The sequence below is a fragment of the Lunatimonas salinarum genome (assembly GCF_017811155.1).
Classification (GTDB): domain Bacteria; phylum Bacteroidota; class Bacteroidia; order Cytophagales; family Cyclobacteriaceae; genus Lunatimonas; species Lunatimonas salinarum.
The window spans coordinates 1-12,675 of the sequence record NZ_JACVCV010000033.1; the positions used below are offsets into that span (position 1 = coordinate 1).

The 12,675-nt window shown below is 48.6% G+C and carries 12 protein-coding genes and 1 tRNA gene; 1 reads left to right on the plus strand and 12 read right to left on the minus strand.

The genetic code is table 11. The features are described from left to right. Positions 1 to 188: 188 nt before the first annotated feature. The 8 genes from IAQ59_RS21145 to IAQ59_RS21180 all read right to left on the minus strand — a co-directional run bounded on the left by IAQ59_RS21145 (position 189) and on the right by IAQ59_RS21180 (position 11,355). Positions 189 to 977, minus strand: coding sequence for a DUF4393 domain-containing protein (locus IAQ59_RS21145; protein ID WP_209332853.1), 789 nt, complete (start codon positions 975 to 977; stop codon positions 189 to 191). Between the two features lie 496 nt (positions 978 to 1,473). Further along, the gene (locus IAQ59_RS21150) at positions 1,474 to 1,644 is read right to left on the minus strand and encodes a hypothetical protein (protein WP_209332854.1); all 171 of its coding nucleotides are present in this window, start codon (positions 1,642 to 1,644) and stop codon (positions 1,474 to 1,476) included. 59 nt (positions 1,645 to 1,703) lie between these two features. Then, complete coding sequence (locus tag IAQ59_RS21155; protein WP_209332855.1) at positions 1,704 to 1,952, minus strand: hypothetical protein; 249 nt, start codon at positions 1,950 to 1,952, stop codon at positions 1,704 to 1,706. Between the two features lie 326 nt (positions 1,953 to 2,278). Beyond that, a complete protein-coding gene (locus IAQ59_RS21160) occupies positions 2,279 to 5,164 on the minus strand; it encodes a glycosyl hydrolase (protein ID WP_209332856.1) in 2,886 nt (961 codons plus the stop codon). 74 nt (positions 5,165 to 5,238) lie between these two features. Beyond that, complete coding sequence (locus IAQ59_RS21165; RefSeq protein ID WP_209332857.1) at positions 5,239 to 5,424, minus strand: hypothetical protein; 186 nt, start codon at positions 5,422 to 5,424, stop codon at positions 5,239 to 5,241. A 118-nt stretch (positions 5,425 to 5,542) separates the two neighbouring features. Next, positions 5,543 to 7,804, minus strand: a complete 2,262-nt coding sequence (locus tag IAQ59_RS21170; RefSeq protein ID WP_245189766.1) for a S9 family peptidase — start codon at positions 7,802 to 7,804, stop codon at positions 5,543 to 5,545. A gap of 39 nt (positions 7,805 to 7,843) precedes the next feature. After that, a complete protein-coding gene (locus tag IAQ59_RS21175) occupies positions 7,844 to 9,976 on the minus strand; it encodes a M1 family metallopeptidase (RefSeq protein WP_209332858.1) in 2,133 nt (710 codons plus the stop codon). 29 nt (positions 9,977 to 10,005) lie between these two features. After that, positions 10,006 to 11,355, minus strand: a complete 1,350-nt coding sequence (locus IAQ59_RS21180; protein ID WP_209332859.1) for a M24 family metallopeptidase — start codon at positions 11,353 to 11,355, stop codon at positions 10,006 to 10,008. A 114-nt stretch (positions 11,356 to 11,469) separates the two neighbouring features. Between IAQ59_RS21180 and IAQ59_RS21185 the strand changes: the two genes are divergently transcribed. Beyond that, on the plus strand, positions 11,470 to 11,643 hold the full coding sequence (locus IAQ59_RS21185) for a hypothetical protein (RefSeq protein ID WP_209332860.1): 174 nt from the start codon (positions 11,470 to 11,472) through the stop codon (positions 11,641 to 11,643). A gap of 159 nt (positions 11,644 to 11,802) precedes the next feature. On the opposite strand, the gene IAQ59_RS21190 is transcribed toward IAQ59_RS21185, so the two are convergent. From IAQ59_RS21190 to IAQ59_RS21205, 4 genes are all read right to left on the minus strand, one after another. Beyond that, entirely contained in the window at positions 11,803 to 11,940 is a 138-nt protein-coding gene (locus IAQ59_RS21190) for a hypothetical protein (protein ID WP_209332864.1), read from the minus strand. Then, entirely contained in the window at positions 11,928 to 12,086 is a 159-nt protein-coding gene (locus IAQ59_RS22815) for a GIY-YIG nuclease family protein (RefSeq protein ID WP_209332861.1), read from the minus strand. The genes IAQ59_RS21190 and IAQ59_RS22815 overlap by 13 nt, the downstream gene beginning before the upstream one ends. Before the next feature lie 114 nt (positions 12,087 to 12,200). After that, positions 12,201 to 12,503 (minus strand): GIY-YIG nuclease family protein, encoded by a 303-nt coding sequence (locus tag IAQ59_RS22820; protein WP_209332862.1) that lies wholly within the window; start codon positions 12,501 to 12,503, stop codon positions 12,201 to 12,203. 45 nt (positions 12,504 to 12,548) lie between these two features. After that, positions 12,549 to 12,622, minus strand: a tRNA-Ile gene (locus tag IAQ59_RS21205). Positions 12,623 to 12,675: the final 53 nt, after the last annotated feature.

Below are 12,675 nucleotides of genomic sequence, written 5' to 3' on the forward strand. Positions count from 1 at the left end.
ATCAAAATTTTAAATAACAAATTGCTTTTGAACGTTCTTTTGCTGGAGCCTAACGGTTTGCAGCTACCCGAAGGTGGCGATTTCGAAGCACTTTACTGTCAACCAAGCACAAACTTTGATAGGAGCACAAAGCTTGATTTAACCACTGAACCGCCACTTTTGGGTAGGTGCTGTTAGCAAACGTTTTATTATTTACAAGCATTCTTAAACTGCTTTCCATATTCATTTAAATATAGAACACTATTTGTCGCTGTAATTTCAACGTCAATTCCCGGTTTAGCTTTTTGATATCTCTCTAAGATGTTCGTAAGTTCTACATGAGTTTTCAGGGTGTTATAAACGTCTTTACCCGCTGTTCTATCATACATCAATTCTATTAGTCCAAATTTACTTAACCGTATCAAACTAGAAGAAATTTCGAATATGTCATGACCATGAATTTTCCAACCGATAAACCATTCAGGTGTGGCATCTATAAAGTTTTTTCCTTGTCCCTTTATGGAAATGTGAGGGTTTATGACCTTAATATATCCTGTTTCCATGCTAAGTTTGTCAAAAACCTTAGCATCTAAACTATTCATCTGCTTGATGATTTCAACAAAAGAAGGATGGACATCCTTGTCCTTAGATGTATCCATAGAATTTGCAAGCAGGTTCAAGTACATTTCACGTAATGTTTCATTTTGTGCGGTATAACTCAAAGCTTGCATTAGAGGCACCGCAATTTCAGGTGAAGGTGATTTTCGTCTTTCTTCAGGAATTTTCTCAAATCTCTTTTTTACACCTTCTTCAACCATCTTTTCAATTAACTCCCATCCCCACAACATTCCCCTAACTGGTGAGAGTAATGCTTTGACAGTTCTGCCTGCGACATCACCAATTTCTTTTGCAGCAGGCTTTGCTATGTCTTTATAAACTTCTGGTGCAAGCTTTGTAGCTTCTTCAGCCAATTTTTTTGCAGATTCTGGGTCTATCATAATGGTCTGTTTTTTTAAATGTTTGCTAACTTACTTATAGGTCTGGTTTGACCAGACCCTTCTCGAATTTAGTTGTTGGATTGGTCTGGTTTGGTTGCCTATTATTTCTTCGTCGCTCAACTGGCAAATCCTCCTCCGTCCATTATTCAACGAAGTGACAATCTTGCTACCAATCCCCTTCGATAAAGATAGGGTTTAATTCCGATACAAAAAATACGCTGATCAGGGTATTTTTCGAATCCGAATGGGTATTTTTGTTAGAAAATGAGATGTGAGACTTTAGATGTGAGATATGAGAGCTTAGATGTGAGACGTAAGATTTGCAAAACTTTCGACCTTACTTCCAAACCAGACCCAAAAATCCGTAGCGATCCTACCCTCGAACCCGCAAGCAAATATCTCGCCGAAGGCATTGCCCAAAAAATCCCGATCAAACCAAATCGGATTTCCGTCTGCCCCTTCAAATAACCGTTGGGGCACCATGGCCTCGCCAAAATCATAGGAATTCAGGCGCAGCCCGCATTAAAAACACCTTGTTCAGCCAGCGGTCATCGCCTTCCATGGTGGTCATGATTCCGGCTACCTGCGTGGAGTGCGGAAAATGAAAGGGGGTAAAGCGCTCACTCCAGCCTCCTTTACAAATCTGACCGGCGTACAGGTTGTGCACAAACGCACTTGCCCGTAGACATGTTCCATAAATTCAGATCGGACAAAAACAGGTTGTTGTCAATGATGTGGGGGCCCATGACTCACCTCCAAATGTATATCCATCCAACTGTTGTCAAACATCAGGTTACCGGAGATGCGGATACCCTGAGCCTGCCAGTCAATCCACATCCCCTTGAATGCGTCGTGTATGCAGTTATCCTTTATCGCCACGTCGATGGGGGCGTGCAGTTTGATCCCTCCCATTTCAAATCCGCCCCACCAGGTCGCATTCACATTGAGGTGCTCACCCGCATATGTGAGCGGCACTCGACGCTTCTTTCGTTACCCAGTGGCGTTGTCTTTCATCTCCTCCAATTCATAGACCAACTGGGCGGTATCTACATATCCGTTTAGGCCAGAGGCCGATACGCCACGGGAGGACTTTTAAAGTCATCTTCTGAAATACCCATCTCCGGACTGGTACATTGACAGACACATAGTACGAAAAACCCAAACGCCAGAGACTTTGCAATATTGAACATTACAGACATATTGATTGAATGAGATATTTTCGTTTTTTGAGTTAGGTGAGCGCTTCGTGAATTAGGTAATTAAGCAGATGGGAACATGTACTTGGCGGGCAGGCACTTCGCTTACTTTAGGGTAACCATTTTACTAAAAAGGATCCGTACCGGCCCAAAGAGACCAGCGGGCTCTTCCTTCCACTCCGAATAGTTGGCCAACCAGGTGCCTCCGTCCGCCTGTATATTGCTTCGGGTAAAACGCTCCGCAGCAGGAAGCTGCTTGTCTCCGGTAAGGCGGTTCACCCATAAATTTACCACCTCTACAGTCAGCTCGTTTTCACCTTCTACCAGGTGTGCGGTGATATCGGTTCGGAAGGGCGGCTTCCAAAGGATGCCGGCTGATTTCCCATTGATAAACACCTCTCCTATTTCACCGACCTGCCCGAGATCCAGGTATACTTTTTGGCCCGACGAGATTCCCCCACTTGGCAAAGTGAAGGACTTGCGATAGGTGGCCTTGCCGGAATAGTACCGAATCCCCGGGTCTTCGTGCTCCGTCCACGAGATGAGCTTGGAAAAGTCCACCTGTGCCGGAGCTCCCCAGGCAGGATCGAATTCCACTTTCCAGGTTCCTGTCAATTCCTGCGGCAAAGGAATATCTTCAACGACCATCTGGAATGCTTTGCCCTGATCGCTCTGTGCCGTATAGGTTCCGTTTTGCCAGCATTCCAATACCGCGGATTGACCGCTAACCTGAATTACCGCTTGCTCCGGGAGCTCCGAATCGAGAGAATTACCAGTGCTGAGTGTCCGCAGCGCGGGACGGGATGAGCCTTTGGTAAAGACCACAAAGGTAGACCCTCCCGGCGCCGGGGAAATAGGCAGGCCTGTGATATCCCCAAGCTGTTGAAACACATACTGATCTTTCATACTTCCATCCGTCGGATCCCAAAGCTGCGGAGCGGCGTTCTTGACCCGAAAGTTACATGTAGCCTGAAGGGGACTTGCTGTCTTGTTGTGAATAAAATAAATATGGGAGGTGGCAGTTTCGCGGTGAATAAAATCAAAGCTGGATGCTAGGGCCGCATCCTCGGGTGCAAAGTCCGGTGCGACTCCCTCCCGCTTTAACCACTGCTCCGGAGAATACCCCGATACCACGGTTCCTTTGCCATACGGGTTCACTTCTCCCCCATCTCCCCACATGGAGGTTGCCAACTCCCGCAGCTTCTTGGTTCTTTCGGCGTAATCTGTTAATCCGGGAACTTCAGATGGCTTGGGTCCGAGAAGGGTGGCGCCTTCGGCAACCAGTGACTCCAACTTCATCAGAACCTCTAAGGGCATGTCCTTGCGGTCCGGAAGCACCAACATGCGGTAGGACATCCCATCCGGCAAAACGATCCTCCCGTCTTTTACCGACATGCGGTTCAAAATCACATCCGAATTGACCACATCGTATTCATACCCGGAACCCAATCCCTCAATGCGGGGCTTGTCCGGCACGTTGTGATAAAGTGGCCAAAAATTGGGAGCTTGGTCACCGTAATAATAGGCTACATCCGCCACATACAGGCCCTGCTGCAGCATATGGCTGCAACGCGCCAAGTAATCCATAAAGGGGCCTGCCTTGGACCACCAGCTCACCTGAGGATTCAGATCCACCCCGGCATGATAGGTGCGGCCGGGAAATCCATCTTCTACCGGGGCATGGGCAAAGACATGGTAGGTAACCCGGTTTAACCCTTCTGCAAAGGCCCTATCCACCAATCTCTTAAGCGTAAAGGGTCCGTCTCTCCATCGACGCCAGGTAGTCCAGGACTCCGCATCCACGTGTTTTTTGCCATAGATATGGGAGGCGCTCGCGATTTCTTTGATCAAAAACAGGTTTCTCGGATTGCCCAGCCAAAATTCCCCTCTGGGGATATGCACATTGCCCAGGGCCTTCAGCGCATCCACCGGGCAGCTTTCCCAAAAGGGAGCTCCGGGTCCGCCCGCCTCAGCGACCAACTGCACCCCATATTCCTCACACACCTCGCTACCGGTTGTGTAGTGGCTGTATATCAGCAAATCGCTGACCGACTTTTGGTAGTCGTAGCGAAACCGGCCCGACTTATCCTTGTCTCCAATATCCCATCCCAAAAACACCGGCAGCCAATGGACAGGACTGTAACCATGCTGATTTTCAAACCAATCCGCAAAACCTTTGCTCCATTGAATGCCTCCATGTAGCTCCATGCTATCATCGTCCAGGGTTTTGAGCCGGGTTTGGTTTTCTTTTCCTTTTTCCAGGCCCAGTTGGGCGAAGATGTATTCAAAATGAAAACGGGTAGCCTCGGGATCCAAAAAATCGATGAAATATCCTTTAGAGTTTGGACTGGCGGCAATGAGCTGCTGCCCGTTGTTGGTGCAGACAAAGCGCTCAATATGCCATTTGCCGGGAGGAGCCTCCCAGACCAACTCCCCATTCCGAAAACTGTCGGAAATATCTACTACTTCGGAATGATCCCCTATCTGCTTGTCGTCGGAATGTGGCCAGGCCAGCACCGCCACATCGAAGTACCAAAGAGGCAATCCGTCTGTTCCTATGGGGCATTCTTTCGGAACATCGGGAAAGGGCAACCGCTTACGGATCGTTCCCCCACCCTCGATTTGCATCCCGATGTGGAAAAGATTCTTGCTCGCCAGTTCGGGCGTGATCCAGTCACCGCCCGAGTTCCACCCGCTGGCACAGATCAGCCCTAAATCAAGATCCAGGCGTTCGGCCTCCTTGAGCGCGTGGTGTATCGCCTCCACCGATTCCTCTCCCAGAAAACGTGGTCCAACGGGTACCAATCCATCGGCATTTCTCATCGCTTCCGAATCCCATATCTGCAATCCGCCAAGACCGGTCTTTTTGGCTTCCTCCATATCGCGGGTAATCCCGGCGAGGGATACGTCTCCGTTTAGCCAGTTCCAATATGCCCTGGGCTTGGCCTCCAGGCTTGGATACTTAAAACCATCTACCAGGGCTTGGTCCACGGAAGGTACGGGTTCGCAAGCCACTAGCGCAAGGCATGCTGAAAAAAATAAAACGAATTGATTTTGTGATGTTTTCAATATAAACTCCTTTCCAATTGATACAAACGCTTTTTACCCTCCCCCAGAACTTCCGCTGCCGATCGGACAAACCTGGAATCCACCATGGGATCCTCCGGCTCGGAAGAAAAATCCAATGCGGGGTCTTTCCCACAGGAAAATGCGAGTATCCCGATAAAAAACAGTAGGTATGCGCTCTTCATTGTTGACCTTTTCTTTCATGTCACACCCATTCGCTCCCAAGTGATTGATTACAACCGGTTGGAAAAGGGCATCTGCTAACCGATGCTGGTAATTGCTGTGCTGCCTTTGGGATAGGGATTATCGGGCACCGGGAGGTAAATGCGAAAGCAGATACCTCACCATGTGAAGCCGCATGTGCAGTGCCGTGCCTTTGCCTTCGCTAAGTCCATGATCCCGATGGGGATAAGCCATGTAATCGAAGGATTTACCCAGTTCGATCAGGCGATCCACCAGTCCCTCGGTAATTTCAAGATGGGTGTTGGTTTCCCCTGTCCCATGGATGATAAGCAGGTTACCCTCAAGCCCATCCGCGAAATTGATCGGAGCCGAATCCCTATAACCTTGGGGATTTACCTCCGGTGTTTTCATATAGATCTCCTGAAACCACGCATTGTACAGGTGTGGTTGTGGCTTGGGTGCCACCGCAATTCCGACCTTGTATACATCGGGCTTACGAAACATCGCATTCAGGGTATTGGATCCTCCTCCGCTCCAGCCCCAGATCCCGACTCGGTCAGGGTCCACAAAGGAGTAAGTCCGTGCCAGTTCCTTGATTCCAGCAGCCTGCTCCTCAGTAGAAAGCGGCCCCAAACTTCCGGCTACTGCCCTACGCCAGGCCGATCCTTTAGGGGCTGGGGTGCCGCGGTTATCCATAGACACCACCAGATAACCGAGATCGGCAATCACCCGATGAAAATCGGCCATGGCGTGTCCCCAGGTATCCATTACGGTCTGCCCATGGGGTTCACCATACACATAAACAAATACAGGGTACTTCTTCGAAGGGTCAAAATCCCGAGGCTTTATCATCCATGCATCCATGACAACCCCGTTGCCAATATCGAGGCGGATGAATTCCTTTTGCCGGGAACCCAATGCCTTGACCTTTTCATTCAATTCGTTGTTTTCCGCTAATATGCGCTCAACCCGATGATTCGATAGGTTGACAAGCCGGGTGAAAGGGGGCGTATTTGCAGTAGAATGTGTGTGAAAGGCCCATTGGCCATCGGGGGAGATGGAGTAGTTATGGGTTCCCGGCTGATCCATAGGCGTTACCCGCTCCGCCTTTCCTTTGCCATCCAGCCGAACACGATACAAATACTTCTGGGTTCCGGCATCGGGTGACGCATAAAAATAAAACCATCCGTTGCGTTCATCTACACCAGCGCGCCCGATTACATCGTATGCTCCAGGTGTCAGTAGTAGTTCATTTTTGCCGTCCCGGTTACGCAAATAGGCGTGTCTCCAGCCGTCTTTTTCAGTAAGGACTATAAAATTGCGGTAGTCTTTGACCCAATCCACTCCCCCGTTCGTCCCGTAGCTCGCTACAACCCAGTGCGGATCCGATTCCTCGAAAATCGTGGTTATTTTGCCATGGGTAACATTGGCCAGTAAAAATTGCCTATTGTCTCTAAAGCGGCTTCTTTTTTCTACTAGTACCTCTTCCGAATTGCCGGCCCAGCCAAGGTCTCCCACGTAAAACCCTTCCGTTGGAATGGGTATGGATAGCCAGGTTGTCTCCTTGCCCGTAGCTTCCACCACACCTACCCGTAGTTTCGATATAGCTCCGGCTACCCGGGCAAATCGCTGTTCTCTGACCTCAGGATAAGAGGGGTCACCCGGAACCAACAATGACCGTATGCGGACATCCGATTCATCTGCCTGCACAAAAGCAATTTTTTTACCATCCGGGCTCCATACCGCCCTTTGGTAAGAAATCACTTCGGAATCGGCATCAAAGGTAAGCTGAGTTGTTTCCTTTGTTAGCAGGTTACTGATGTATAAATCTCCCTGCTTTTTATATAGAATTTGGGTTCCATCGGGTGAAAATTGGTGGTTGGCTCCGGCTTCAATCTGCTCAAGGCTACCGGTACTTCGTTCATACACCCAGAATTCGGGCATCCCTTCTTGACCCCTACTGGCCAATGCTACGAGAATTTTGTTCCCATCGGTAGAAAAATCGTAGTTTCTGATCTCAAACCCTCCTTCATACCCCTGCCTTTCGAAGTTGGCCTCGGACAGGAGGACAGTGCGTTGACCGCTTTTCAGATCATAGCTCACGAGTGCCATTGACGCCTGCCCGGGCAGACGCTCCAGGTCACAATACCCCGACCCATCCGGAAGCCAACGACCGTTGAACGATTTTACCGAAAAACTATTTTCTTCAAAGATTGCCTTTAGTCTGGCTTTCGTACTCTCCGGAACCACCGATCGGATATGCGATTGCGATGGATTTGATTGGGAATAGACAGTACTTGATGGCAGTACCACCTGGTAAACGAACATCGCAAGCACCAAGGACAGCGACTTTACTTTTCCTCTCACGGTTTCTGAAAGCATCTCAAAAGCCTGTTAAATTAACAACCTGTGCCATCCCCATCACTTCTTGCCATTAATCAGTTCAATAGCCTGCTCTGCGGCACCTTTTAGTGTGTTGCGCGGCGACCTGACCTTTGCCGCTTCGCTTAAGAATTTCAGTTGGGAGGTATTGCCGCTGGCACCGATGGCGATAAGCGCCTGTGCCCTGACCAGGTAGCTTTCATCCGTGTCGTATAGCTTTCTGAAGTCACCCAGCATAGCCGGATCCTTCAGTTGACCCAATGCTTTCACGGATGCTGCCCGTACTTTCGAGTTGCTATCCCGAAGGGTCTGTAAAAACAAGTCCTTTTTACTGCCTCCGTGGAATTCGGACAGCAGCTGAACAGCCGCTTCCCGCACCGCCCAGAACGGATCGTTGGTGGCAAGGTCGGTCCATTCCTGAATGGTTTTTGCCGAACTGTGAAAGGCTTTCAGTTGGTCAACAGCCCATAGCCTGCCGGTTACGTCGTCCTTTTTCACCTGGTATAGCAGCTCGTCCTCCGACTTTTTAAAGGTCCATTCTTTGAGCAGATGGTTGCCATCATCAAACCGGACCATCAAGGGCTCTGCATCGAATTTAAATTCAAATTTCTCCACACGCTGTTTCAACATCACCCTTTCGACCGTCTTTCCATTCGAATGGTAAAATCCAAGATTGACAGGGATCGTGTAAATGGGCACATGGTCCCATTTATCCTGGGTTTGCTTGATTTCTATAGCGAGTGTCTTGGTGTATGCATTCCAGCTTTTGGAGACCTCAAATACGGCATGACCGGGATGATACAAAAACTGCTCAAAAAACCAGTCCATATTTTTGCCGCTGACGTCTTTTACACACTGCATGAAATCCTGGGTGCTTACTGCCTGGTATTCAAACCGGTGCAGAAATTCACTGATTACGCGGAAAAAGGTGTCGTCACCCAACACATATCGAAGCATATGCAATACATAAGCGCCTTTGGGATAGGCATGGCTGTCAAAGTTCTGTCCCGGGTTTTCGTACCGGTTAAAGACAATCGGCCGCATGTACCGGGTATGCGCTTCCCGGAGGTAGCCATTTCGCTTCCTTATGAGGTCATAGGCGGCCTCATCCTCTCCCCAGTCGTATCGCTTGTAGAGGTAGTCGGAATAGGTGGCAAAACTCTCATTGATCCAGGAATGCTCCCAGCTTCTCAGGGTAACCAAGTCTCCCCACCACTGATGGGCAATCTCATGGGCGAGGATTCCCTCAAACGAAAAGTCGATTTCCTCCTGTTTTGTGGTGACTGCACCTTCACCCAGCAGGGATGCCGAGGTGGCTTCTGCTCCTCCTCCCTGATGCGCCGAGACCACCTGATCGTACTTTTCCCAGGGGTAGTCGTACCCATACAGTTTGTTGAAAAAATCAATCATATAGGGCGTCTTGGCAAAGGATCTTTGTGCATCCTTCTCGTGCCGCGGATATACCCAATAGTTTACCGGCAATGCCCCCAAGGAGTCTTCGAATACCAGGTAATCTGCAATACTCAGGTTGATGAGGTAGGTGGAGTGCGGTTGGTTTTGTTTCCAATGGTAGGTGTGTTTTCCCCTACCCGAATCTACGTTTATGCCCAGCAATTCCCCGTTAGAAAGCACCTTGTAGGCATTATCCACCGTTACGATCATTTCCTGCGTTACTTTATCGTGTGGATAATCGTAGCAGGGAATCCATTGCCGGGCCTTGTTGGGCCAGCAATCGGAAGAAACCTGCTTGGGGTTGGTTTCCGTTTTGTCGATAAATTTCAGCCCACCTACCTGCTCCTCAAGGTAATATTTAATGGTAAAGCCTACCGTATCTGCGTGCGAATACCTACGGGAGAGCTGTATATGCAGCTTGTCTTCGCTCTGCCTGTACGAAAGCGGAAAACCCTTACGGTCGAGCACATCGCTTACCACGAGCGATTCCGCATCCAGCGTCACCTGTGTCAGATCGCTTCGGAGTGGCACTAGCGTGACCGTATTTTGTCCGGTCAACCGCTTTCCGTCCACATCGATATCCAGTTGGATGCGATAATGAAGGGCGTCAAAATCCCTGTCCGGCTCCACGGCGATGGGTCTTTGGTAAACATCCTCATTTTGGGCAAAAAGGCCCAAATGAATAAGGAAAAACAGCGGAATAAATCGAAGAAACCTCATGGTCTGGGAAAATTAGGTGTAACCTTGGATCAATTGCCTTTCATGAACGCTTCAATTTCATCGATCGTCCGCGGCAATCCGGATGACAGTATTTCAAAACCATCTTCGGTGATCACCACGGTATCCTCTATCCGTATACCGGTGACATCGTCGGCCTTGCCCATGATATCGCAGGCAAAAACAAACCCAGCCTGTAGGGGTTCTCCCCGGTCGAAATTCAGCATCCGGTCATGCACCGCCATGCCAATGCTGTGGTTATATCCACCGTCCCGAATCCACAGCCTGTACTTGGGGTCGGAGGTGTCGAGCCCCATTTTCTCCAACTCCGCCTTTACGGCATTGCCGATCTCCGTCAGAGAAACCCCGGGGCGGTACATACTTTGACATATCTGTCGCACAAACATGCCCATTTCGTAGATCTCCCGCTGGGTTTCGGAGAATTTTCCATTGGCCGGAAAGGTAGTGGAAACGTCAGAGGCATAGTTGGATATATTGGCTCCTCCATCCAGAATAATGAAGTCCTGCTCTCCCAAAATGCGGTCATATTGCATGTAGTGACCGTAGGCGTGGTTTTTATCGGACATAATGATGGTGCCAAATGCGAGCCCTTTGGCTCCTCCGGACATGGTGACCTGCTGAAAAAGGGCAGCCAGTTTAAGCTCTGCCACACCTGGTCGGGTAGCTTTCATAACCGCCTTGTGTGCCGCAACGGAAAGCTGGGCAGCTTGGCGAATGACATCAATTTCGGCCTTGGACTTGATCTTGCGGAGCTCCCAGATAAAAGGCGTGCAATTTTCCACCTTATTTTGGGGAAATCGCTGGTTTAATACGGCAACAAACTGCATTTCCCGGGTGAGTCGTCCATCCCATTCGTTGTCGGTAACCGTGCGTTTATACTTATTGAATTTCTCCATGGAGTTTTCACCTATGTACTCCTCCGGACTAAAGGGCGTATAGATGACCGTACTAGCCGTTAACCGATTGGTGAGCGTCTGCGAAAAATCCTCGTAGGAAAGGTACCGCTCGATTCCCGTAATTTTTACGGGATCCCTGACCAGGTCCAAGGAAATGTTTTCCCCATCGGCATGTTCCTCGGTAATCGTAAAAAACAGGGTACTTTCCCGTCTTTCCCCATCCACGATCAGGATGGCATCGGGAATCTCCACTCCCGCAAAATACATCATATTGTTGTACTGCGTAAAAGCCACATCGCCAAGGGGTTCAGAGGCACCCCGTATGATGGCAATACCATCGGGGATACGATCCATGAGTTTTTGCCGGCGGGCGGCGTATTCCTCTTTTTCAAACCTGAGCTGGGCCTGAAGCTCATTTACCGAGAGTAATAGAAGCACTGAAAGAAATAAAGCGGATTTAAACATGCGTTTACGGGTTGGATTATTTCAATGGAATAAAAGACAGGTGAAATTTCAAACTGACGTCATGGCTTCGAGAGAGCTACGTCAAATTGAAATCAAAAAATAAAATTACAGCAAATGCCGTGGTTACCATTCAAGAATCTTAGCCAAAAAATATGGTATGTTAACGAATGCTACCAGACCTATGAGACGGTTGGCATACCGGTAGAAAGGGCACACAACTTGGACAGCGGTATCCTTTCATCCGTCAATGATGCATTGGAAAATGCTAATCTTCGGCATTGGGATTAACTGGGATAGGGTTTCGATGGAAATGGAATGTTACTGCAACCATCTCTGCGGCCAAAACGCAAAGGAGTTGACTACCGAAGGTAATTATCCCCGCGGGAGAACTCGGGGATAAAGTTCGGATACGGAATGATCAAACCAACTCCCGAGGAGTTGAATTCTTCAGGGATGGATGCTCCTATAATTCAACCCCTGTCGGGGTTTGGTGGCATACGGAATGACATCGGCTTCCTTGGCTACTAGGAGCAAGAGGGATCCCGAACCACAGGTCGTGTCATAGGCAGATTTCAGTTTGTCCATGCCTTTGCTTTTTGGGTAAAATTAAGTTTTCCGTAACGCTTCTGAATGTGACTACTGAATCTCTCTTCCACAGTAAGAGTGGTTATTCCTGTATAAAACCTATCCAGTTTATTTGAATAAAGAATGTAAACAAAAGACTTTCCCATATTCTAAAAAGAAAAAACCGCTTAGAAACACTAAGCGGTTTGGAGTGGGACCTCCTGGGCTCTGCCGATAGCTATCGGCACAGGGACCTCCTGCCCCGATAGCCATCGGGGGAATCAGATGATTTTGTATTTTGATAATAATTTGCAACCAATTTCAGGATACTTTTTAAGGTTCTGGATATAAACTTTTGATTTCATTTTTTTGATATGTAGCTCAACATTCCGTGCTTGTTTGAATGAGCTGCATTCTAAGTACCAGAATATTTGCCAGTCATCCGCTTTTTGGGTAAAATTAAGTTTTCCGTAACGCTTCTGAATGTGACTACTGAATCTCTCTTCCACAGTAAGAGTGGTTATTCCTGTATAAAACCTATCCAGTTTATTTGAATAAAGAATGTAAACAAAAGACTTTCCCATATTCTAAAAAGAAAAAACCGCTTAGAAACACTAAGCGGTTTGGAGTGGGCCCACCTGGGCTCGAACCAGGGACCTCCTGATTATGAGTCAGAAGCTCTAACCAACTGAGCTATAGGCCCGTACTATTTTCAACATTTCCAGTGACCTCCTGCCCCGAACGCTTTCGGGGGAG

Excerpts from the sequence above, each read along its gene's own strand:
- IAQ59_RS21145 (WP_209332853.1), bottom strand. The coding sequence starts at position 977 with ATGATAGACCCAGAATCTGCAAAAAAATTGGCTGAAGAAGCTACAAAG.
- IAQ59_RS21165 (WP_209332857.1), bottom strand. The coding sequence starts at position 5,424 with ATGAAGAGCGCATACCTACTGTTTTTTATCGGGATACTCGCATTTTCC.
- IAQ59_RS21170 (WP_245189766.1), bottom strand. The coding sequence starts at position 7,804 with ATGCTTTCAGAAACCGTGAGAGGAAAAGTAAAGTCGCTGTCCTTGGTG.
- IAQ59_RS21175 (WP_209332858.1), bottom strand. The coding sequence starts at position 9,976 with ATGAGGTTTCTTCGATTTATTCCGCTGTTTTTCCTTATTCATTTGGGC.
- IAQ59_RS21180 (WP_209332859.1), bottom strand. The coding sequence starts at position 11,355 with ATGTTTAAATCCGCTTTATTTCTTTCAGTGCTTCTATTACTCTCGGTA.
- IAQ59_RS21185 (WP_209332860.1), top strand. The coding sequence starts at position 11,470 with ATGCCGTGGTTACCATTCAAGAATCTTAGCCAAAAAATATGGTATGTT.
- IAQ59_RS21190 (WP_209332864.1), bottom strand. The coding sequence starts at position 11,940 with ATGGACAAACTGAAATCTGCCTATGACACGACCTGTGGTTCGGGATCC.
- IAQ59_RS22815 (WP_209332861.1), bottom strand. The coding sequence starts at position 12,086 with ATGGGAAAGTCTTTTGTTTACATTCTTTATTCAAATAAACTGGATAGG.
- IAQ59_RS22820 (WP_209332862.1), bottom strand. The coding sequence starts at position 12,503 with ATGGGAAAGTCTTTTGTTTACATTCTTTATTCAAATAAACTGGATAGG.